Below are 21,738 nucleotides of genomic sequence, written 5' to 3' on the forward strand. Positions count from 1 at the left end.
CAGTCCCTTAGGGCTGATGGGGTTCTTGGGAGGCTTCAAGTACCGAGATGGCTGTCAGCGGGGCTGGGACTTCTGTTGTCGGGATCATCGTTGGTTCTGGGAACACTAACCGCAGCAGTGGGGGGAGCCAAAAATGTTGTCAGAATCACCATCATCACAATTGCCGCCTCTAAGGGGGGGGTACAGCACCCCCGTTGCCGCCCCAACACTGACGAATACCAGACCCACCTCCCCCCGAGGAATCATGCCGACGCCAATGGCCAGACGGTTAATCTGGGGTTGCCCAAATACGGCCAAGCCCGTCACCACTTTACCCACAATCGCGACGGTAATCAGAAACGCAGCCATCACCAACCCCTCTCGATTACTGGGGACGCTAGGGTTGAGCACACCCAAGTCGGTTCTGGCACCCACTACCACAAAGAAAATCGGCACGAGCATGTCAGCAATGGGGCGGATTTGCTTCTCCAATTCCCCCCGCTTCTCGGTTTCTGCCAAAATCAGCCCAGCGGCAAATGCTCCCAAAATTGCTTCCAGTTGGATGGCGGCACCGACATAGGACAGGAGAAAGGCAAAAATCAGCGCTGAGATCAGGAGGTGCCCCCGCGTTTTAAGCCCATTGACCAAGGCGACAAAGTAGGGACTTAAGAAACGTCCCAGTAAAATTGAGCCAATCAGAAACACAGCGGCACTAACGATCAGGTAAATAACATTACTAACCGCAACTTCACCGGTTTTGGCTAAACTGGCGACGACCGCTAGTACCACAATCCCCAGGACATCGTCCAAGACTGCGGCACCAATGATAATTTGCCCCTCTCGGGAGGTAAGGCGCTGAATTTCTGCTAGTACCTTGGCCGTAATGCCAATACTTGTGGCAGTCAGGGCAGCCCCGGCAAAAATTGCCGGTACCGCCGCCACCCCAAACAACAGCATCAGCCCTGTCGTCCCAGCAACGAAGGGAACGGCTACTCCCACCACCGCCACTGTTGCAGCTTGAGGGCCAACCTTCAGGAGTTCGGTGAGGTCTGATTCCAGGCCAATCTCAAACAGCAGAATAATCACCCCTACCTCTGCCAATACTGTCATCACCTCACTTACAGCCTCAAAGGTGGGGGGGACGGCGTTGGGTTCTAAGGGCGTTGTTGCCTGAAGGAAGGCCATGATGAGGGAATTGCTACTCTCGCCACCCCCTTCGGGGAACACTAGCAAGTGCAATGCTGAAACACCCACTACAACCCCACCCAAGAGTTCGCCCAGAACCGGCGGCAGGTTGATCCGGTAACACAGTTCGCCCCCCAGCTTACTGGCGAGGTAAATGACCACCAGACTCACTAATACACCTGCTAGCACCAGGGGGCCATCCGCTGGGGGGGCAGTTGCCAGCAGGGGAATCAGGGGAGAGAGGGCAGGAAAGCCAGGAACCCAAGCCATTACATCCATGAGATTCAGTACTCGTCCTGTCTAATTTACATGCTTCTCCCTCAATTAGAGCGATCGCGGAGCAGGAGTTCTGAGAAGGGTGCTACAGAATCCTAGAGCTAGAGGGCGATTTTTTACCCATTGACGGCGCGGAAATCAAGGAGCTTAGACAAAAACTCGATGCTGTAAACAGGGCATCTGGCGACGAACTTGTTCCAACCGAGAGGGTTCAATGGCAGCGATCGCCACCCCTGGAGTATCTCCCGCATCGGCTAAAATCACCCCCCAAGGGTCAACAATCATGGCATGACCGTGGGATTGACGGATGGAATTGTGTTTACCTACCTGGGCGGGGGCGATGATGTAGCAGGTATTCTCGATGGCTCTGGCTTGCAAGAGCACCTGCCAGTGATCCTTCCCCGTGTAGGCCGTAAAGGCTGCGGGGACAAACAGCACGTCTGCCCCCATCCGGGAGAGATGGCGGTACAACTCTGGGAAGCGGACATCATAGCAAACCGATAGCCCCAGATTCCCCAAATGCTGGGACGCATAAACCGGCGGCATCCGGATCCCTGCCATTACTGTCCCAGACTCTTGATAGGTATTGCCATCGGGGAGGTTGACATCAAACAGATGTACCTTTTCGTAACGAGCCTGCTCCTGACCATTGGCATCAATCAACAGAGCCGTATTGTAAACCTTGCCATTGCCCACGGGCATCGGGAACCCCCCTCCCAAGATGCTCACCTGAAAACGCTGGGCCATCACCCGTAGAAATTTCTCACTTTCCCGGGCGATCTGCTCTGCCTGAGCCATTTTGGCCGCTTCATCCCCCAGAAAGGAGAAATTTTCTGGCAACCCCACCAACTCAGCTCCTCGACGGACGGCGAGTTCAATTAACTCTTCAGCCTGAGCTAGATTCTTGTGCAGATCAGTCACACTGGTCATCTGCACAGCGGCAGCCAGATAAGATTTCATGGGTATCGGTAGTTAGGGCAATGATTCTGGACTCTATATTTTCACCTGAAAGGGCTACAGATGATCCAGCAGGCCGTTAACTTTTTCGGAGGTCGCAGTCTCTGCCGCCACTGCATTCAACCTCCCACTACCCCTGGCATGGGGTTGCACGGGTGGGATGTCCTCTAATGGAAGTATGTCTTCAACACGATGGTATCGAACTCATCCCCTTTACCCTTAGAACATCCCGACTACCTACAACATCGATTCTGGATGGGACGAGCGTTGGAACTGGCAACCATGGCCGGCAACGAGGGAGAGGTACCCGTGGGAGCGGTGATTCTCAATGCTCAAGGTCAGGTGATCGCAGAATCTGAGAACCGTCGGCAACGGGATCACGATCCCACTGCCCATGCAGAAATTCTCGCCCTGCGAACTGCGGGGCAGGCTCTCGGTCGCTGGCATCTCATTGACTGCACCCTCTATGTCACCTTAGAACCCTGTCCGATGTGTGCGGGTGCCCTGCTGCAAGCCCGTCTGGGCTGCTTGATTTACGGCGTCGATGACCCTAAAACCGGTGCCATTCGGACAGTGCTGAATTTGCCCGATAGTGCCAGCTCCTACCATCGGTTGCGCGTCCTGAGCGGCATTCGGGAGATCGCCTGTCGTCAGCAACTTCAGGATTGGTTTGCCCAACGGCGCTGATGGGAACCCTAAAGTCCCCTCGCCATCTAAGAAATGCAGCAGGGGAGAGACACGGAATCCACCCTGAATTTGAAGGAATTCTTAACCACCCGCCGCAACAATTCCGCGTATGCTCAAAAACATCTCGGATTTTCTGAGAATTCGTAGCTTTTCTTAACAAATTGATTTACAATCATTTACATAAGAGCCCGACGTTAACATGGAAACCAGTTTACAGACGCGACTGATCTGCTTCCTTGAGCAAGAGATGGCAGTTCCTCCCGGTGCGATCGCGATCGCCCTCCGTCAGCAGGAGGTCTTCCCATCACTAATTCCCCTGATTCTTTGGCAGTATGGGCTGATTACCCTGGATCAGTTGGATCGAGTCTTTGACTGGCTGGAGGCCGTTCAAGTTTAAGGGGCGTCGGTCGCTGTCTTTGCATCCCTTCGCCCTAAACGTCAACAATGAAATTGGCTTGAATTTTATCAGGATGTACTATGCCGATTAAAAACTCAACCCACCCCGTCCCGTGCCCGCCAAATCGCCAATATTGTGTTGCTGGTATCGGGCCTATTTCTGGTGGTGAACTTGTTTTTTCCCAATCTATTTGGTTCGCCGACCCCCAGTGTTCCCTATAGCCTGTTCATCCACCAAGTGGATGCGGGGGATGTGACCCGCGTGGCGGTGGGTCAAAATCAGATTCGCTACCAAGTCAAGGGTGAAACAGACAAACCCGGACAAGTGCTGTCAACCACCCCGATTTTTGATCTGGAACTACCCAAGCGTCTTGAAGATAAGGGAGTCGAGTTCGCAGCGATTCCAGTACAAAACAATTGGTTGGGCAGCTTGTTGAGCTGGATAATTCCTCCTCTGATCTTTGTTGCCATCTGGCAATTTTTCAGTAGTCGAGGGGGTGGTAGCCCTCAGGGCGTGCTCTCGATTGGCAAGAGCAAGGCCAAAGTCTATGTCGAGGGAGAATCGGAGCGGGTTACCTTCGCGGATGTCGCGGGGGTAGATGAAGCCAAAACCGAATTGGTGGAAATCGTTGAGTTTCTGAAAAGCCCCGATCGCTTCACCCAACTGGGAGCCAGAATTCCCAAGGGCGTGCTGCTGATCGGGCCTCCCGGTACCGGTAAAACCTTACTGGCAAAAGCCGTAGCCGGAGAAGCTGGGGTGCCGGTTTTTCAGCATCTCTGGTTCCGAATTTGTCGAACTGTTTGTGGGAGTCGGTTCAGCCCGGGTGCGGGATCTGTTTGATCAGGCGAAGAAACAAGCCCCCTGCATTGTCTTTATTGACGAATTGGACGCCATTGGTAAGTCCCGCAGTAGTGGTGGGTTTTATGGGGGCAATGATGAGCGGGAGCAGACTCTCAACCAGTTGTTGACCGAAATGGATGGGTTTGCGGTGGGCGAAGCCACGGTAATTGTGCTGGCAGCAACCAACCGCCCTGAAAGTCTCGATCAAGCTCTCCTGCGTCCGGGACGCTTTGATCGCCAGGTGCTGGTAGATCGTCCGGATTTGTCTGGGCGGGAAACCATCCTCAAAATTCATGCCCAGAAAGTGAAGCTTGGCTCCGATATTGATCTGAAGGCGATCGCCACTCGTACCCCCGGATTTGCCGGAGCCGATCTCGCCAACTTAGTCAATGAAGCCGCCTTACTGGCTGCTCGAAACAATCGGGCTGCCGTGGCGCAAGCGGACTTTGCAGAAGCGATTGAACGAGTGGTTGCGGGTCTGGAGAAGAAAAGTCGTGTGCTCAACGAGAAAGAGAAGAAAATTGTCGCCTATCACGAAGTCGGTCATGCTCTAGTGGGCTACGCCTTGGGCGGAGGCAGTGGTCGAGTCGAAAAGATCTCGATTGTTCCTCGGGGGATGGCCGCTTTGGGTTACACCTTACAACTGCCCACGGAAGACCGTTTCTTGCTAGATGAAGCAGAACTTCGCGGCCAGATTGCGACTCTGCTGGGTGGCCGTTCCGCCGAAGAGATTGTCTTTAATAGCATCACCACGGGGGCTTCCAATGACCTACAACGCGCCACGGATCTTGCAGAACGCATGGTCACCAGCTATGGCATGAGTAAGGTCTTGGGGCCACTAGCCTATCAGCAGGGGCAACAGGCAATGTTCCTGGGTAACCAGGCTCCCAACCCCCGTCGCCTGGTCAGCGAAGAAACGGCAGAAGCGATTGACCGTGAGGTCAAGGACATTGTGGAAACCGCCCATGATCAGGCGTTGGAGATTCTGAAGCAAAACCGCGATCTCTTGGAAGAGATTTCCCTGAAACTCTTGGAGACTGAGGTAGTTGAAGGGGAAGCCCTGCATCAGCTGTTGGGTAAGGCTCAATTACCTACTGCCTTGACGATACCGATGCCCCCCATCCCGGTGGAAGTATAGCAAAGGTTTAAATATCGCTTGTTTGACGACCAGCCTCCCCCCAGCGGGGAGGTTTTGGTTTGTCTAGTTCTGCCCGGACTGCAAACCGCAGTTTGGCTGATCGCGATCGCGGATTCTCCGTCAATTCATCGGCTTGGGGCAAGATCGGTTTTTTGGTCAGCACTTGTAAGTCTGGATGGTTGCGAAAGCTATGCTTCACAATCCGATCTTCCAAACTGTGAAAACTAATCACCCCGATGCGCCCCCCTGGTTTGAGCCAATGGGGTGCCCGTTGCAAGAAGGTTTCCAGGCAGGTTAATTCTCGATTGACGGCAATGCGGAGAGCTTGAAACACCCGCGTTGCAGGATGAATGCGGCCATAGCGATATTTCGAGGGCACCACTTGGGCGATCGCTGCTGCCAGTTCTGTGGTGGTCTGAAAGGGGCGACGCTCGACAATCCGCTGGGCAATCCGGCGCGAGAGCCGTTCCTCCCCATAGGTAAAAAAGATTTCGGCTAGGGCTGGGGCATCCCACGTATTGATCACCACCGCCGCCGTCAATGCTTGTCGTTGATCCATCCGCATATCCAGCGCCGCTTCCTGGCGGAAGCTAAACCCCCGATCTGAAGTATCCAGTTGGGCAGAACTTACCCCCAGATCGGCAATGATGCCATCCCAGGTCTGTCCATCCCCAGGGTAGTCGGCAAAGTTACCCCGCCAAAACTCGAGGCGATCGCCGTAGTCAGCCAGCTTAACCGCCGCCGCTGCGATCGCCAACGCATCCTGATCAATGGCGGTGACCCGGACATCTGGGAATGTCTCTAGTATTCCTCGTGTGTGTCCACCCCCACCGACGGTGGCATCTAAATAGTGACCCCCTGGCTGGATGTTCAGTCCGGCCATCAGTTCCCGACTTAAGACTGAAATATGAACGAACTCGGTCATGACGGTTTGGAGGTAGCGACCAGGGCTTGTTGCACCTTTCGTACCTGCTTAGGAGCCGCCATTGTAGCAAACAGTTGCAGCGCCCGCTCAAAACAGGGCTGACTGGCAACCCCATCCCCTTGGGCTTGATAGGTTAACCCCAGTTGAAAGTGGGCTTCTGCGAGATCGCAGTGGGTTCCAATTGGCTCCAAAATTTCCAGGGCGGCGGTGTGATAGGTGAAAGCGGTGGCAAAATTCCCCTGACGGCGGTACAGCTCTGCCAAGCCACTGAGGGCATTGCCCCTGACCTGGGGATAGTAGTTTTCATCGGCATAGGCGATCGCACGCTGCAACAGCTCATCAGCGATCGCCTGTTGTCCTAGATTCTTATAGGTTAATCCTAGGAAGAGGAAGCGATGACCGGTTCCCAAGATCGGTTGCTGCTGCATCTGGGTCATAAATTGCGCAGCATGGGTCTCAGCTTGCGGAGTATTACCCAAACAGGAGGCCACAAACGCTGTGAACACATCCACCGAAGGATTGTATAAATCCGCTAAACCTGCCTGGATTAATTGCTGTTTGCCGTCGGTTGCTAAGGCGGTAAATACCGCCAAGGCTGCGTCTAGCTCCCACAGCTCCAGTTGGCAGATGCCAATATTGAACAGGTCATGCTGTTGCCAGTTCTTGAGATTCAGGCGTTTTAAGCAGTTGTGATTCTGAGGGGAAGCCTCCTGGAGCAGTTGATGTGCCAGTTTACTGGACTTTTGATGGCAAGCGATCGCCCCGTGGATATTGCCCGAGAGCCGATACAAAACCCCCCAGAATGCTATTGAGTCCACTGAGGTGATAGCCGGATTGTATCTGAGGCAGAATTTGATGAATGGCAACTTGCATCTGTTGGGATAATCCCAGCTTGTAAAACGATCGCCCCAGACGCTCGACCCCCGGCAGTTTGGTGGGTCGCCGCTGTAATATCACCTCGGCTGCCCCTTCATAGTCCTGGACGGCCAGATGGTGATAGTAAGCCTCGAAGGCTTGGAGGGCATCTTCTACGGTGTCAATGACGCTGACACTCTCCGTCCAGAATCTCGCCGCCGCTTGGTGGGCTTTGACCTGATACCCCCCCTGACGTAAGCCGGCGATCGCAGCAATTTGAATCACCGGATGCAGCCAGTAGGTACCTCGGCAATGCTCGATCAGGGAACGATTCCGCAGCGATTCCACCACCCGCCGTTGTCCTGTGGGAGGCAGATCCCATAGAAGTGCTAAGAGTCCGGCAACGGGGACGCTGGGCACCTCTTGAAAGCGATAGCATCCTAGGCGGCACAGCAGGCGATAGGCATCCGGATCTAATTGTTGCAGGCGGCTGAACTGCCCAGACACCAAATCGACCAGATCCGCATGGGTCAGCGGGTCTTGCTGGTAATACTGCCAGTAAGCGCCCATGTCTCCCCCAAAGTCCAGGGTGATGGCGCTGGCAATAATTTCCATTGCCTTTGCATTGCCCCCATAGGCTTTATGGATCATCCCAAGGGTAGACGAGTCAATGTCAATCCCCTGTCGCTCAAATACCTGCTGCCAGGCAGCTGTATCTAATCCAGGAAGCAGGTAATGGGCGACAGTGACGGCGGATTCACACAGGCGATCGCGGCTGGTAATCAGCGTCACTGAGGCAAGGGAGGGATGGGCGAGCATCTGGAGTAATTCCACGTAGCGACGGTGGGCTGAGATCAACTTCCCGTCCGCATCCAGGGATGGTTCCAGGTTATCAATCAAGATGCCAATGGGCTGAGACTGCAACCGTCGCTTTAGCCGATCCAGGGAAATCCCAAACTCCCGTCCCGGCTCCTCGTTGAGTTGGCGCAACCGCTCTTCGACCCAACTCTCTACGGAGGTAATATAGGGGCTTTCCTTGGCGATGGTAAATTCTAAAACCAGGGTAAATGCCTGCTGCAAAAAGCGACGCGCCAAGGTGGTTTTACCAATGCCCCCCTGTCCCTGAATCAGAATGATCTTGGCTCCCCGAGCCACCTGCCTCTGGAGATGGGAGATCGCCCCCGCCCGACCTACAAACTGGCAATCCTGACTTTGGTCCGTCCGAGGGAGTTGACTCCGTTGAGCAGTCATGTGCCGCCGAATCACGGTTTGCAGATTGCCTTTGGTGATCTTTTCCCCCAGCAACTGCGACAACTGCTGCCATAACTGGGCACTGACATCTTTAATATGGCCTTCTGTATAGCCGTTTTGCTGGGCAATTTCTGCATATTTATGCCCTTGCCATACCTCCTGCAACAGTTGGGCTTGAAGATGACTCAAATGACGACCCGTATGATCAACGACCCATCCGTCAACTAGGGTCAGTACCGCTTCTGCATTTAGGTCAGTGTCAGCCATCTAGACTCGACCTCTTTAAAACAAGGGGCAGGTTAGGAGTTAGCTAGGTTAGCCCCCCCAGCCGAATGCCTGCCCCCAGAATTACCAGCAAGACGGCCAGGGTTGTCACCCCCACAATGTGATACGCAAGGGAGTTCAGGGTTTCTTGATACAATCGAGGGATGATGAAAAATCGGGCGTGAATTGCCAGACCCAAGGTGAGCAGCAGCAATCCCAGTTTGATGGCAATGTAGGTCGAAAGAAACCCATCAAATTTCCAGAAATCCTGCAAGCCCGGAAAATAAATCCACGTCAGCCACAGACCGGTGATCCCTTGCAACACGAGGGCGGTTAGTCCCAAGGGCTCGAAGGACTCTTCAAAATTGTGAATCAGAGCGGGATTGCAGCTTTTCAGTGCCTTGGGCAGAACCATTACCGCTAGCACCAGATGTCCGCCAGTCCAGACTGTGGCTCCCAGGGTATGCACAATCACTAGAATTTTAAATAGCACTTGAAATCGGGGTGGGGCAGGGGGCGACAATTTCCTGAATACATCCAGGCTCGGATCTGAGCATAGCGTCTCCATAGATGGCGAGGATATCGACGTTACCCCTAGCTTTGAATTCCAAGGAAATCTATAAAGTTTTATAACGAAGAATTTGTGTCTTCTGCTACTATATCTTTTGAGACAGAGATCCGTAACCTATCTGCAATTTTGGGAAAGCGCAGCTTGGGTTTCCTCTGACTGAAAAGACAACATAATCTAGCTCTTATGTGTGGCCAGCTTGCCTAGGTAAGCTGGCCATTTTTTATTCAGCCCTCCAGGCAACCAAGAGGAACAGGGAAATCAACCCTGTGATACTACTCACATCTGCAACCGCAAACAATCACCTGCGTGCTTCCGGTGCGGTCACTGAGCTGTCCGGCAATTACCAGGATGATGTCAACAGTTCCCCAAGCCCCCCACAAGCCGAGGTTGCCAAGATGTTTATTCTGACTGCTCAGGAAGCTGGAATCAACCACATGACCGACTTAGAACCGCAGCCCTTTTCCTTTCTAGGTCGTCATTTTGTCCTTGGGAAGTCTTTTGCCCCGAGCGATCACTCCTCAGTGGTGCAATCCTGCCGGGAATACCTAGACTTAGGCGTGGTGTGTTTGGTGGTTGAATTGGGCGATCGCTTGAGTCTCTGGTTTGAGCGCCAGGTCTCCCCCTCCAACATTGCTGTGAAGCCCAACCCCGTGGAGATGGCTGTGACATCAACACTACAACCAAGCCTCAAACATCGGGGTGTGGTGGTACAACTGCCGAGTAACTTCCAGCACGATGCCACCCCTGTCGCGACTCCCTCCATGAAGTACCGAGGGGTACACTTCAGATCCACTGAGGCCAAAATATCGACCGTGCAGCCCTCAGCACCAATCCTTGAATCCCGCCGCCAGTATCGGGGTGCAGCTTATTAATTGGTTGGCATCACCCGTTTGAGATCTCATCTGAGTTTAGCCCTGCTGCCCTGCGAGGGAGCTGTTAGAGTCTTAACTGGTAATGGTGCCAGTTTGAGGGGAACTGGCGCTGGCATAGGCTTTGACGGGAATCCGACCTGCCAAGTAGGCCAATCGTCCGGCATCAGTTGCCATGCCCATTGCGGTTGCCATCTTCACTGGATCCTGGGCTTGGGCGATCGCCGTATTGATCAGCAGGGCATCTGCCCCTAATTCCATCCCTTGAGCGGCTTCGCTAGGGGTGCCAATCCCCGCATCGATCACCACAGGAACGCTGGCATTCTCAATAATGATTTGAATGTTAGCCGCATTCCGCAGTCCTTGACCGGAACCAATCGGGGAACCTAGGGGCATGACGGTGGCACAGCCCACCAGTTCTAATCGTTTTGCCAATAGCGGATCAGCGTTGATATAGGGCAGTACCGCAAAACCTTCTTTGACCAGTTGTTCTGCGGCTTCCAGGGTGCCAATGGGGTCGGGCAGCAAGTACTTCGAGTCTGGAATCACTTCCAGCTTGACGAAATTATTGTCTTCTTGACCGAGCAGTTTTGCCATCTCTCGACCCAGGCGAGCAACGCGAATCGCTTCCTCGGCGGTTTGGCAGCCAGCGGTGTTGGGGAGCATCCAAAGTTTCGTCCAGTCCAGCGCCTCTGCTAAGCCTTCGTGTCCTGGAGCGTGGGTTTGGACTCGGCGCACTGCTACCGTAACAATCTCGCAACCGCTGGCGACAATACTCTGGCGCATCTGTTCAAAGTTGCGATATTTACCCGTCCCCGTCATTAAGCGGGATTGAAAGGTACGTCCGGCAATGGTCAGGGTATCGGTCTGGGAGAGGGGTTTGTCCAGGGTTTGCATCGCTTGAGGTTCCTTCGCCAGCCCCAGGGAGGGCATCCAGGTGGTTTATTCTCAGTCTATCGCCCTGGCTTCAATCTGGAGGCGATTCTGGTGAAGCTACAAAATTTAGCCCTAGTTGATGTTTTGGGTGACCCCCAATGTTGTAGAACTGGGACAACGATTAAGCCTTGCGGAGTTCCGAACCGGATTCTAGGGTGTGTGATCAATGAGGATCGCCAGGGGACGCGGTTATTGAGCAAATGGCTTTATCAGAGCTGTTAGCGATCGCGCACTTTTCTCGTCAGTTGATGATTTCATGGTGCGATCGCCTTGATGAGGGGCGATATCGTCCATTTGCTAATTTTAATGTTTCATTAGGTAATAGATTTTAATGTTTCCAACAATGCAGCATCCCTATCGATATGTTTGGGATTTTTGGTATTATTTCGACCCAATAACAAAACTTTTTCATGTATTTTACCTAAATGCTGATGAAATCTTAGTCCCTTCCGAGAAGCATCATCATGCTGCTTGCGTCGGCCATGCTATTACCTCTGACTTTATTCGAATGGAATGGGGGAGTGAGACTAGTTTTGATGTGCTAAAACCCCCTAAAAAGCACTGGGCAAACACCTGTATATGGAGTGGAGATGTCATCAAAATTAAAAATGGATTTTTATTATTCTACACCTCAAGAAATAGAGGACAAGATGATGGAATGACCCAAAATATCGGAGTAGCCTACGCAGCTAACCTATCGCCAGATCATTGGGATCTTTCTTTGATGCGCATTCAACCCGGTCATTGTTACCAACTCAAAAACTCACTGGGAGATTTATCAACCCATGCTTGGCGTGATCCATTTTTATTTCGAGAAAATGCTCAGATTTATATGATTCTTTCAGCCAAATCAACGGATGATCCCATCGGCAGAAATGGAGTTATAGGGTTACTAAGTTTAAATGACAATAACTTTTCAAACGCGAAATGGGACTATCTAGACCCCCTGTTAAGACCCTGCTGTTACTCTGAAATGGAGGTGCCACAGCTATACAAAGATTCTCAAGGAAAGTATGAGCTTGTTTTTTCATCCTGGGCCAAAAATGATTTTTCTGCGGTCACCAGACAGGCTGGGGGCTTACAAGGTTTCACCGGTTCAGATCTGAGGAATTTTAGAGGTGTACCCCATGTCTTAATGCCGGAACAACATGGCCTTTATGCCTGTCGTATCATTCCTGAATTGGATGGAGAGATTGTGGGATTTGATATCCAGCAGGGGGGAATCCGTAGAAGTGGCGTCAAGACAAGATTTCAGCATGTAAATCGTGACTTTTCGGATTTCAGTTTTGAACGCTGAAGCGTGGATATAGCCAGATCTAGGCTTCAATCACGACCCGGAGGTTACCGCGTTTTTTGGCAACGCGGCAGGCGGTAGTACCCGGTCCCTCCTCTGGGGAGTCGGCGGCTCGCACGAATTCCAGATCCAGCAGCGTGGAGTTCACCCGCAAATTCTTCAGGGAGAGATGGTGGATAGAGTCGGGTAAGGCTGGGTCGATGATGCGGAGATGATTGCCGGGGGCGTCGGGGACAAGGTTGGTCATCACGTGCAGCAGTTGGAAGATGGCACCAGAGGCCCAAGCCTGGGGGGAGCAAGCCACGGGATATTGCACCGGGGCCCGATCGCCCGTCCGTTCATAGCCACACAATAATTCTGGGGGACGCTGGTAGGGTTGCAGAAAGGTCATATCGAAGATGCCTTGCGTCACTTCCAGGGCTTGATCTACCAAACCCAGCGATCGCAGTCCCAGGGTAATCAAGCTATTGTCGTGGGGCCATACGGAACCCACGTGATAGCCCATCGGGTTATAGGCAGGGGAGTGGCTGCTAAGGGTGCGAATCCCCCAACCGTTGAACAGATCGGGAGCCCGGAGCCGTTCGGCAACGCTGTGGGCTTTTTCGGAGGTGAAAATACCCAGGTTGAGGCAATGGCCGGGGTTAGACGTGATGCTATCGACGGGGTTGCCATCGCCGTCGAGGGCAAGGGCGCAATAGTCGTAATCGGGCAGCCAGAAGTCGCGATTAAAACGGGCTTGAAGATTGTAGGCTTCTTCCTGCCAGCGATCGGCGAGGTCAATGCGCTTCTTGACCCGAGCTAGTTCACTCAGGCGCACCTTAGCCGCATAGACGTAGGCTTGCACTTCGCAGAGGGTAATTGGCTCGACGGCCAATTTGCCATTGCGATCGACAATGCAATTATTGGAGTCTTTCCAGCCTTGATTTTGCAACCCCCCTTGAGAACGGTAGTGATAGGACAAGTACCCCGTTTGACGAGAGTTGAGATCGATCCACTCCATGGCAGCGCGGGCATTTCCCCAGAGGCGATCCAGGGTTTCGCGATCGTGGGTCCAAGCATAGTATTCGGCATAGAGCATCAACCACAGGGGAGTGGCGTCGATGGTTCCGTAGTAGGGGGTATGGGGAATTTCGTGGCAGCGGGCCATTTCCCCAAACCGCAGCTCGTGGAGGATTTTGCCCGGTTCCTCTTCCCGCCAATCGTCCTCTACTTTGCCCTGGTAGAGTGCCAAGGTGTGGAGGGTGTCCCGGGCGATCGCTGGATCTAAAATTAAAGTTTGGGACGCGGCAATGATGGAATCTCGGCCAAAGAGGGTGGAAAACCACGGCACTCCAGCCGACAGGACTTTGCCATTGCCGAAGGTTTGTCGCAGCAGGTAAATATCCTGTTCCGCCCGCATAATAATCTGGTTAAAAGCCTTGTTGTCGGTGCGAATCTGGGTAATGGTCGATCGCCATTCCTGTTCCTCCATGCCCTCGGCAGCTTTCGCTTGCATCAACGTCATCGGTGCATGGACGTTAGAGGCGGGGCGGTTGTTGATCAACATTTGCAGCCGATAGCCCAACCGCAGGGTTTCGTGGGAACCTAATTCAACAGTCCACAGGGCGGTATAGCCTTTGAGGTGATCGGGGGGTGGTGCAGGAATTGAATGTGGGATTCCATCACCGCGCCATCCAGACCCTGGTAGGCCATCGTCAGTTCAGAGTGGCTTTGGGGGTGGGGGAGGGCGTAGGGTTCTGGATCTGGGGAACTGGCTTCAGAACCTTCTACCGTGGCAGCGTTGACGCTCAGTGGATCTTCGACAGTTGCTTCCACCCGGCGCAGGAGTTTTCCCCGTTGCTGCCGTTGATGTCCTCGGACTTCAAATAGATCGACAAAATCAGCATCAAAACTGAGACTCAGCTCAAATTGCAGCCCTTGGGTGCTGTAGTTAGTCAGGGTAATCTCTTCAAACAGGCCACCATTAATCGCCAATTCACGCTGAATGCCAATGGTTTCGGTGGGGATGCGGTCGTCAATGGCGGGGTTCGCACACAGCACGGAGAGGGCAAATCCCTTTTGGGCATTGCTGCTGAGGAGGATGGGCGATCGCCCCTCAATTTGCAGTTCCAGGCGACTGAGAAACCGAGTATCACGGCAAAACAACCCCAAGCTAGTCAGGGCGCCATCGCTGCCGCAACTGGAAATATTGCCCAGGGTGTCGCTAATCAGAAACAGATCGTCGTCTTTAAGGCTGAGGGTGGTTTCCAGACGGTCTCGCAACATACACCCCCACTCGGGCAGGGGCATCTGATCTGCGGGGATAAACAGCTTACCCTCAAGTTCAATTAGGTCTGGCATAGCTACTCAACGGATAGGGTTACCGAACTGCAAGCTGTGAGCGATCGCCGCCGATCCTGGGCGATCGCTGATTTCTGAGGCACACCCCTACGATGCCTTGATCAGCTTGTTGACACCTCGCGCCGTCGAAACTTCAGGGTGGGCAGTGCCGCTGAGGTCACCCAACGTACTCAGTCGCATCATGGGAGTAGTGACCGTGCCCGGAAGTTGTGCCTGGGCACAGGCAGGATGGCTAAGGGATCGGGCCAATAGCCGCCGATAGAGATCACTCAACTGAATCGCTACCTCCGTCCAGCTAAAGTTTTGCTGCACTCTCAGCGCCGCCTGCTTTCGCATCTTTCGGCCTGACAACCCATTGCTCAGCACCCGATCAATGGCATCGGCAAACGCTGTGACATCGCGGGGTGGTACTAACCATCCCGTTTCTCCCGGCACGACGGTAAACTTCAATCCCCCCACATCTGAGGCGACAACGAGGGTGCCACAGGCCATCGCCTCAATTGCCACCAGCCCAAAGGGCTCGTAATGGCTGGGAATCACACAGACATCCGCTGCTGTATAGAACAGTGGCAATCGATCATGGCCAACCTGACCGACAAAGTGGGTGTGTTCTGCCAGTCCTAAGTCATGGACGAGGGCTTCAAGCCGCGATCGCTCTTGCCCATCTGCTTGCTTGGGATCACTGCCGCCCACGATCAGCAATCGCAGCGTTTCTGTACTGCTCCTTGCCTTCAGATCAGCCACCGCCCGCACCAGGGTTTCAATCCCTTTGCGGGGATCAAACCGACCCACATACAGGACAATTTGTTCGTCGGGGTGCCAGCCTAAATGGGATAGTTCTCGCTGTTGCAACGCCGATCTCGCCTCTGCTTTGGGCATGACATGAAAGGTTTGTAGATCCGTACCGCAGGGAATCACTTCGATATTGCCTTGGGCGGAGACCAGCGATCGCAATTGCTCCTGCTCCTGGGGACTGGTAGCGACAACACAGTTAGCTTCCTCCAAAATTTGCCGTTCGATGGCAAGGCGAGTGGCAGCGATCTCCGGACGGTGATCCACCGCCTGATACTTCACCGCTCCTAGGGAGTGATAGGTGTGCACCACCTGTACTTGACGTTGCTGCTGCAGCTGGAGCCCAACCCAGGCTGACATCCAGTAATTGGTGTGCATCAGGGGATAGTTCGTACCCTCTCGAGCTTGAAACTGAAGCAAGGCTGCGACAAATTCCGGCATGTGCTGAAACAACTGATCGCGGGGAATAAAGGTTTCAGGCCCAGCGGTTAAGCGGATGGTACGGCAATAGGGAGAATGCTGAACGATGGTGGCATCGTCTCTATGGCTCTTGCGAGTGAACATATCCACCTGCCATCCCAATTTGGCGAGGGCTTCTCCGACTTGGCGCACATAAACATTTTGCCCCCCGGCTTCTTCTTTCCCAATTGTGGCTGCGGGGTCTCCATGATCGGAAATCAGGGCGATCGCCTGACGAGAGGGATGGGTGGATCGTACCGTCGTCAAGGATTTATTGAAGGCAACAGGGTTTTTAGCTTTGGTAATCGGGGGAGGAGAGGTTGGAATCAGATCTAACATACTTACACCTCATGAAGAACTGGATTGTTAAGGGGTCTACCGGCTCAAACCAATGGGTCTGTGGAGATCCAGGAGTGGGCTGTGATGCCCATTAAGTAAAAAGCGGTCTGCCAGGATTTGTTGGTAGACCGCCTGATAACCATCCGTCATCCGTTGGGCACTAAAATGCTCCATGACGTATTCTCGACAGACTCGGCGATCCAGGGTGGCGGCTTTAGGCACCGCAGCGATGCAATCTGCCACGGTGTCGCAGAGAAAGCCGTTGGTGCCATGGGCTATCACCTCGGGGGTGGAACCCATACGCATGGCAATTACCGGGGTTCCGGCAGCCATGGATTCCACCATCACCAACCCGAACGGTTCTCGCCAGGTAATGGGGAATAGGGTTGCCACAGCCCCCCCCATGAGGGCATTCTTCATGGCGTGATCGGCTTCCCCCAGGTATTGAATCTGCTGGCCGTCAATGTGAGGCTTGATCTGACTCTCAAAAAAAGCTTCATCTACCCCATCCACCTTACCCGCTAGCTTCAGCTGCCAACCTGAGGCTTGGGCAATGGCGATCGCCAAATGAGGGCCTTTCTCTGGTGACATCCGCCCCAAAAAGGCCAGATAGGGCGGATTCTCAGGCTGAGGATAGAAGTGGTGGCTGGCGACATCAATGCCGTTATATACCGTTGCCACACAGTTGAGACCTAATCGGGGTTCTCGCTGGCTATGGGAAATGCTCACATAGGGCTGGTCTTTCGCATAGGTGAACAGCTTCTCGTTATCTGGGGTAAACACCCCATGCAGGGTATGAACGGTGGGTGTTTTGACCAATCTGGCATAGGGCAAGGCCACACACCCCATATGGGAATGGATGATGTCAAAATCTCCGGCTCGCTCATACACATGGCTTAATTGCAGCATTTCATAAATTCCGAACTCCCGAACCTTGGGATCGAGCCGCAGTGCCTGAGGATGAACGGATTCTAGTTTGGCCAGGGTAATAGAATCGCCGGAGGCAAACAAAGTAACATCGTGTCCTAACCAGACAAGTTCATCCGTTAGCAAGCCCACCACTAGCTCAATTCCACCATAGGCTGGGGGTGGAACTCTCTCCCAAAGTGGGGAAACCTGAGCAATTCGCATAGCAAACCTCTTTTAAAGAATATGCTTCAACATGTTCCCGTCAACTATTGAGCACAGCTCTTTAGAAAACAGTTAGAGTTGAAAAGAATTGAAAGCATTCTGGCGCTGCTAGGTGGAATGTATTTTGATCATTTGATTTCATTAATGAATAAATACCTTCACTGCATTCCTCAATGAATAGCAATGAGAACGCTAGTAAAAACTTTCCCAATAAACATGACTCAGTAAAATGCTGACCGAGGAGCACGAACATCTATATCTGCTATATCTGCATTGCATCGGCTGAATGCAACTAGATGACCAACTCTTCCTGAGAAGGGCTTGTTTTGGTAATCTTGTTGAAGATGCCAATTTGGAATCAAGCATTTTTAAAAACCTGGAATTTTAGTCTGAGTTTTGGATGGATAGTTGTTTTGTAATTTCTAGTACTCTGACTCGCTGTCGCTTGATTTACTGGGTAAATTGATTGATTACGACGCAAATCGCAATAAAACTTAACAATAAGTTTTGCAAACAAGCAAAAATCCGAACCTGACCCATCAGTGCACCTTCTGCCTGGAGTGCTGCTTATACTGTGATTGCTCTATTTGTAACGGATCTGGACAATACGCTAGTTGGTGATGACTTAGCGATGGCAGAACTGAACCAGCGGTTGAGTCAGTTCCGCCAAACACACGGTACTAAGGTTGTCTATATCACGGGGCGATCGCCGACCCTTTATTATCAACTTCAGGCTGACAAGCAGTTGCTGACACCGGATACGCTAGTAACGGCTGTTGGTACAGAGATTTATGACAACAGTAGGAATATTCCTGATCCAACTTGGTCTGAAAAGCTCAGTCAAGGATGGGAGCGAGACCAAGTGGTGGCAATTGCCTCTCACTTTGCTGCGTTATTTCCTCAACCTGCTTCAGAACAACGCCCCTTTAAGATCAGCTACTTTCTGGCTCAGGAAGCAGCCCTAGAGGTTTTGCCTCAGCTCAGAAATAAACTGAGTTCTAAGGGTTTGGAGGTAGAGATAATTTACAGTGGTGGCCAAGACCTCGATATTCTGCCTAGCGGTGCTGATAAAGGTCGGGCAATGTTGTTTTTACGGCAAAAATGGGGAGTTGAGCCTGCTCAAACCGTTGTCTGTGGTGATTCTGGTAACGATATTTCTCTCTTTCGCAGTGGCCAAGAAAAAGGAATTATTGTAGGCAATGCTCAACCCGAATTACTAAAGTGGCATCATCAGAACCCTGCTCTCAATCGTTATCTAGCTAAAACTTGCTGTGCTAGGGGAATCTTAGAAGGACTCAAACACTTTGGTTATCTTGAATGATTGATCAATAAAAGATTCACATTGACATCCTCCCTACCGCGCCTTAAGGCTGAGGGTAGGGATTTCTCGGATCGCTCCGAAGATTTCCTGTTTCAAAGCCAAGCCACCCACGGAGCCTGAGTCTGAACTCATTAGACAATTTGGAACTTTGAAGCGGCATTTCAAGTGATTGTGAACTACCCGACGCTAATTGCTGTGCAATACAGCACGGGCTTCCCAATTCAACGGGAACAACCTCCAGGACTCCATAATCCGTTTGGATTTACATTCCCTCCAAGGGCAGGAGTCCTGGTTCCCAAGACCCATATTTTCCTTGCAACCTGTCCCTATTAGCTTGGTTTTCGCTTACGGCATTGAGGGTCAAGAGGTGCCAATTGTATCATTTGCTTGTCTCCAGGGGATTGACCCCTATCGACAAGCCCTGCTTTCATCCCGACACTGAGCCACTCTTGAGTAAACACAATTCGCAACTACAGTGCGGGGCTTCCCGCAGGAGACGCTAAAAGTTACTGATGTTCAGGAATGGGATGCGATCGACGGTCGCTGGGTGCCGCCTGCGATCCAGCGACCGTCGATCGCTTCTGGCTTGGGCCAATACAACCGCATCGCACAGAAGAAGGACCCCTGGGGGGCTGGGAGCCAGTTCGCTTCTAACTCTGCACCGGGTGGCTCGGATTGCAGGTAGAACGTCAGACCACCCTCTGCATCGCGCTGGAATTGCGGCAACATCGGCGAATTCAGCAGGTAACGGTTGAGTGGATTCGCCACCAGCAAGCTGGCGGGCAACTCATACATGGTCAGCGACCAAAACGCATGCACCGGGGGCAATTGATCCGCTGCAAAGTGCAGGGTATACTTGTTTGCCCCACTCAGCGGCTGTTTATCCGCATCCACGGTATAGAGTGGATACATGGCTTCTTGCTTGGAATTGCCAAAGATGCCAAGAACCGCTGCTGTCATGCGATAAAGATAGTTATTCTGGAGATACTCCCGCGTGCCAAATAGATCGCCAGAGGTGACTTTTCCTGTGTCGATTTGTTGTGTTTTCAACTCGTTGAATTCTGCCCAGGCATCGACTATGCCCTGCGCGATCGCGGTGTTCATCTCGGGCGAGAGCGTATCCACGTCTAAGGTCATCCCTGCCCCCACGTTAATCTGGGCAAATCGCTGCATCAGGGCTTGCTCTGACGGCACAGTGGGGCAAAACTGCAAAATGAAACTCAAGATATTGAAAAACTCCAGCGAGGTCTTCTGGGTTGCGGGGGTGAGCGGCTGGATGAACTCGATCGCCGCTGCCGCATCCGGTGACGGTTGATTGAGGAAGACCGAAAGCGGATACGCCTTGTAACCCGCCTGGATTTGCTTCACGTTTTCCAGATCGGCAGGATTAAACAACTGGGTGCGATAGGCCGCCAGCACTAACTCGGTCTCCGATCGGATCACTTTGGTCATCCCACTGGGCGTTTCGCCTTGCCAGCCGGGGCCTGCAATCAGAAAGCTGCCCCCATCATTACCCGTGGCACGACTGCCAATGTAGTCGAAGTTGAAGGTGTAGAGATCGATCAGTTGGACGCTGAAATAGCGTTCCTTGTGAATTACGGGCACGGTCAGCACGATCGGTTCCGCCCGCAAATCCATCCCCAGCATAGAGTACGGCGTGTCTGAGTTAGGAGTCTGTACCGCCTTGTCCTCTGGTGTGAAGACGCGGGGAATGTTGCGAATTTGGTTCCAGGGTGCTTTGTATTCGGGATTGTTGGGATCGACAAAATAGGCGTGCTGAATCCGGTAGCTGCCCACCATGGGATAGCCGTAAATATAGGCTTCCTTGGCGATCGCGCGGGCTTCTGCGGGGCTGATGGCAAGGGTTGTTGTGTCATACGCTTGTATCCTTTCTTGTCTCTTTCTAGGTGATGTTGCACTACTTCTCGGTTAGCCGTTCGATCCACCCAGAATTGAAATTTCGGGCTAACAGCAAAAGTCCATTGAAATGGACTAAACGCCCAACGCTTCCTAAATCTCAGTCCGCTTTAGCGGACCTGGGCTATGAGCGAGGGAATTTTATTCCCTTGTGGATCGAAGCCTTAACTAAGAAGTATTGGATTATGTTGAACCTGGTCTAAATCATACTGACGATCGCCCATCCAAATTATTGCAATAGGCCGCATCATAGGACGCTGAAACCATGTTTGCCCTTGTCTACCCCGAAAAAATCCAATTACCGGCAGGGGCAGTGGTGCTGTTGCCCGCGACCTGGCAGGACTATCAGAGTTTGTGTGTCCAGCGGGGAGATGGATCAATTCCCCGCTTGAAATATCGCCCTGGGCAAGTGTTTTTGATGTCTCCGCTGCCTGGGCATGAACGAGATGCCCATCTCATTGCCTCTATCGTCACAACTTTGCTGGATCACGATGGGCGGGAATACGATGCCTTTACCCCCGTCACCATGACTTTGCCAGAAGAAAGCGGGATTGAGCCAGATTATTGTTTTTACATTGACCACTGGCATGCAGTATCGGGCAAAAAGCGCATTGGCTGGCAACAGGATCCCCCCCCGGATTTGGTAATCGAGATTGATGTCACCAGCTATTCCGATGTGCAGGATTATCTCCCCTACCGCGTGCCTGAAGTGTGGCTCTACAAAAATCAGCGGACTTTGATTTACCAGTTAGAGGATGTTTTAAAAGGGTCGTCTTGAGCCTCAAATACGACTCAGTGGTGCAATCTAAAATCCATAAACCCTGATTCTGTCGTAGCGGTCTCTAGGTGGTCTGAGTGGTTGGATACACCCAGGAAGACTTTTAAAACATCCTCTTAGAGAGCGCAACCTATCAACTTCACACCCAAAGCCGTTATTTCCCAGACTTCGACTTACAATCTGCGATCGCCCGTTGTGTAAAAATTACCGACGATTGCAACACTGGTGTTGCAATCC

At 52.6% G+C, this 21,738-nt stretch carries 17 protein-coding genes and 3 pseudogenes; 8 read left to right on the forward strand and 12 right to left on the reverse strand.

Annotated features, from left to right (window positions below):
- Window positions 1–7: 7 nt before the first annotated feature.
- Window positions 8–1,443 (reverse strand): annotated as a pseudogene (locus DO97_RS09845) (cation:proton antiporter).
- A 144-nt stretch (window positions 1,444–1,587) separates the two neighbouring features.
- Window positions 1,588–2,400, reverse strand: a complete 813-nt coding sequence (locus tag DO97_RS09850; protein ID WP_036532958.1) for a carbon-nitrogen hydrolase family protein — start codon at window positions 2,398–2,400, stop codon at window positions 1,588–1,590.
- Between the two features lie 189 nt (window positions 2,401–2,589).
- On the opposite strand from DO97_RS09850, the gene tadA reads away from it, so the two are divergent.
- The 3 genes and pseudogenes from tadA (at window position 2,590) to ftsH4 (ending at window position 5,459) form a co-directional block, all read left to right on the forward strand.
- The gene (tadA, locus tag DO97_RS09855; protein WP_052128594.1) at window positions 2,590–3,084 is read left to right on the forward strand and encodes a tRNA adenosine(34) deaminase TadA; all 495 of its coding nucleotides are present in this window, start codon (window positions 2,590–2,592) and stop codon (window positions 3,082–3,084) included.
- Window positions 3,085–3,283: 199 nt separating this feature from the next.
- The gene (locus DO97_RS09860; protein ID WP_036532960.1) at window positions 3,284–3,481 is read left to right on the forward strand and encodes a DUF2949 domain-containing protein; all 198 of its coding nucleotides are present in this window, start codon (window positions 3,284–3,286) and stop codon (window positions 3,479–3,481) included.
- Between the two features lie 123 nt (window positions 3,482–3,604).
- Window positions 3,605–5,459 (forward strand): annotated as a pseudogene (ftsH4, locus tag DO97_RS30225) (ATP-dependent zinc metalloprotease FtsH4).
- Between the two features lie 7 nt (window positions 5,460–5,466).
- Here ftsH4 and rsmH read toward each other — a convergent pair.
- Genes rsmH through DO97_RS09880 form a run of 4 tightly spaced genes read right to left on the reverse strand, consistent with a single transcriptional unit; the run spans window position 5,467 to window position 9,247 of the window.
- Complete coding sequence (rsmH, locus tag DO97_RS09870; protein ID WP_052128595.1) at window positions 5,467–6,384, reverse strand: 16S rRNA (cytosine(1402)-N(4))-methyltransferase RsmH; 918 nt, start codon at window positions 6,382–6,384, stop codon at window positions 5,467–5,469.
- Window positions 6,381–7,175, reverse strand: coding sequence for a tetratricopeptide repeat protein (locus DO97_RS23115; protein WP_052128596.1), 795 nt, complete (start codon window positions 7,173–7,175; stop codon window positions 6,381–6,383). Before DO97_RS23115 ends, rsmH begins: the two co-directional genes overlap by 4 nt.
- The gene (locus DO97_RS09875; protein ID WP_052128597.1) at window positions 7,117–8,757 is read right to left on the reverse strand and encodes a helix-turn-helix domain-containing protein; all 1,641 of its coding nucleotides are present in this window, start codon (window positions 8,755–8,757) and stop codon (window positions 7,117–7,119) included. Before DO97_RS09875 ends, DO97_RS23115 begins: the two co-directional genes overlap by 59 nt.
- A 43-nt stretch (window positions 8,758–8,800) precedes the next feature.
- The gene (locus tag DO97_RS09880) at window positions 8,801–9,247 is read right to left on the reverse strand and encodes a CopD family protein (protein ID WP_036532964.1); all 447 of its coding nucleotides are present in this window, start codon (window positions 9,245–9,247) and stop codon (window positions 8,801–8,803) included.
- A 344-nt stretch (window positions 9,248–9,591) separates the two neighbouring features.
- On the opposite strand from DO97_RS09880, the gene DO97_RS09885 reads away from it, so the two are divergent.
- Window positions 9,592–10,197 (forward strand): hypothetical protein, encoded by a 606-nt coding sequence (locus tag DO97_RS09885; RefSeq protein ID WP_156120519.1) that lies wholly within the window; start codon window positions 9,592–9,594, stop codon window positions 10,195–10,197.
- Window positions 10,198–10,269: 72 nt separating this feature from the next.
- On the opposite strand, the gene DO97_RS09890 is transcribed toward DO97_RS09885, so the two are convergent.
- Window positions 10,270–11,091, reverse strand: coding sequence for a thiazole synthase (locus DO97_RS09890; protein WP_036533061.1), 822 nt, complete (start codon window positions 11,089–11,091; stop codon window positions 10,270–10,272).
- Between the two features lie 3 nt (window positions 11,092–11,094).
- Between DO97_RS09890 and DO97_RS24380 the strand changes: the two genes are divergently transcribed.
- The gene (locus DO97_RS24380) at window positions 11,095–11,352 is read left to right on the forward strand and encodes a hypothetical protein (RefSeq protein ID WP_162182976.1); all 258 of its coding nucleotides are present in this window, start codon (window positions 11,095–11,097) and stop codon (window positions 11,350–11,352) included.
- 109 nt (window positions 11,353–11,461) lie between these two features.
- Window positions 11,462–12,427, forward strand: a complete 966-nt coding sequence (locus DO97_RS09895; RefSeq protein ID WP_036532970.1) for a glycoside hydrolase family protein — start codon at window positions 11,462–11,464, stop codon at window positions 12,425–12,427.
- 19 nt (window positions 12,428–12,446) lie between these two features.
- On the opposite strand, the gene DO97_RS09900 is transcribed toward DO97_RS09895, so the two are convergent.
- From DO97_RS09900 to DO97_RS09910, 4 genes are all read right to left on the reverse strand, one after another.
- The gene (locus DO97_RS09900; RefSeq protein ID WP_239651614.1) at window positions 12,447–13,970 is read right to left on the reverse strand and encodes an amylo-alpha-1,6-glucosidase; all 1,524 of its coding nucleotides are present in this window, start codon (window positions 13,968–13,970) and stop codon (window positions 12,447–12,449) included.
- A gap of 38 nt (window positions 13,971–14,008) precedes the next feature.
- On the reverse strand, window positions 14,009–14,764 hold the full coding sequence (locus DO97_RS26325) for a glycogen debranching N-terminal domain-containing protein (protein WP_239651615.1): 756 nt from the start codon (window positions 14,762–14,764) through the stop codon (window positions 14,009–14,011).
- A gap of 87 nt (window positions 14,765–14,851) precedes the next feature.
- Complete coding sequence (locus DO97_RS09905) at window positions 14,852–16,354, reverse strand: glycosyltransferase (RefSeq protein WP_072016415.1); 1,503 nt, start codon at window positions 16,352–16,354, stop codon at window positions 14,852–14,854.
- Window positions 16,355–16,390: 36 nt separating this feature from the next.
- Entirely contained in the window at window positions 16,391–17,485 is a 1,095-nt protein-coding gene (locus DO97_RS09910) for a glycosyltransferase family 4 protein (protein WP_036532973.1), read from the reverse strand.
- A gap of 574 nt (window positions 17,486–18,059) precedes the next feature.
- Between DO97_RS09910 and DO97_RS09915 the strand changes: the two genes are divergently transcribed.
- Window positions 18,060–18,806, forward strand: coding sequence for a sucrose-phosphate phosphatase (locus tag DO97_RS09915; protein ID WP_036532976.1), 747 nt, complete (start codon window positions 18,060–18,062; stop codon window positions 18,804–18,806).
- Between the two features lie 516 nt (window positions 18,807–19,322).
- Here DO97_RS09915 and DO97_RS09920 read toward each other — a convergent pair.
- Entirely contained in the window at window positions 19,323–20,693 is a 1,371-nt protein-coding gene (locus tag DO97_RS09920; protein ID WP_036532978.1) for a DUF1254 domain-containing protein, read from the reverse strand.
- A gap of 295 nt (window positions 20,694–20,988) precedes the next feature.
- Here DO97_RS09920 and DO97_RS09925 point away from each other — a divergent pair.
- Window positions 20,989–21,477, forward strand: a pseudogene (locus DO97_RS09925) (Uma2 family endonuclease); the annotation flags it as partial.
- Window positions 21,478–21,738 lie beyond the last annotated feature (261 nt).

The sequence above is a fragment of the Neosynechococcus sphagnicola sy1 genome, assembly GCF_000775285.1.
Lineage (GTDB): Bacteria > Cyanobacteriota > Cyanobacteriia > Neosynechococcales > Neosynechococcaceae > Neosynechococcus > Neosynechococcus sphagnicola.

Bases quoted from the DNA above. Each gene is read 5' to 3' on its own strand.
- DO97_RS09850 (WP_036532958.1), bottom strand. From the start codon at position 2,400: ATGAAATCTTATCTGGCTGCCGCTGTGCAGATGACCAGTGTGACTGAT.
- tadA (WP_052128594.1), top strand. From the start codon at position 2,590: ATGGTATCGAACTCATCCCCTTTACCCTTAGAACATCCCGACTACCTA.
- DO97_RS09860 (WP_036532960.1), top strand. From the start codon at position 3,284: ATGGAAACCAGTTTACAGACGCGACTGATCTGCTTCCTTGAGCAAGAG.
- rsmH (WP_052128595.1), bottom strand. From the start codon at position 6,384: ATGACCGAGTTCGTTCATATTTCAGTCTTAAGTCGGGAACTGATGGCC.
- DO97_RS09875 (WP_052128597.1), bottom strand. From the start codon at position 8,757: ATGGCTGACACTGACCTAAATGCAGAAGCGGTACTGACCCTAGTTGAC.
- DO97_RS09890 (WP_036533061.1), bottom strand. From the start codon at position 11,091: ATGCAAACCCTGGACAAACCCCTCTCCCAGACCGATACCCTGACCATT.
- DO97_RS09895 (WP_036532970.1), top strand. From the start codon at position 11,462: ATGTTTCCAACAATGCAGCATCCCTATCGATATGTTTGGGATTTTTGG.
- DO97_RS09900 (WP_239651614.1), bottom strand. From the start codon at position 13,970: ATGTTGATCAACAACCGCCCCGCCTCTAACGTCCATGCACCGATGACG.
- DO97_RS26325 (WP_239651615.1), bottom strand. From the start codon at position 14,764: ATGCCAGACCTAATTGAACTTGAGGGTAAGCTGTTTATCCCCGCAGAT.
- DO97_RS09905 (WP_072016415.1), bottom strand. From the start codon at position 16,354: ATGTTAGATCTGATTCCAACCTCTCCTCCCCCGATTACCAAAGCTAAA.
- DO97_RS09910 (WP_036532973.1), bottom strand. From the start codon at position 17,485: ATGCGAATTGCTCAGGTTTCCCCACTTTGGGAGAGAGTTCCACCCCCA.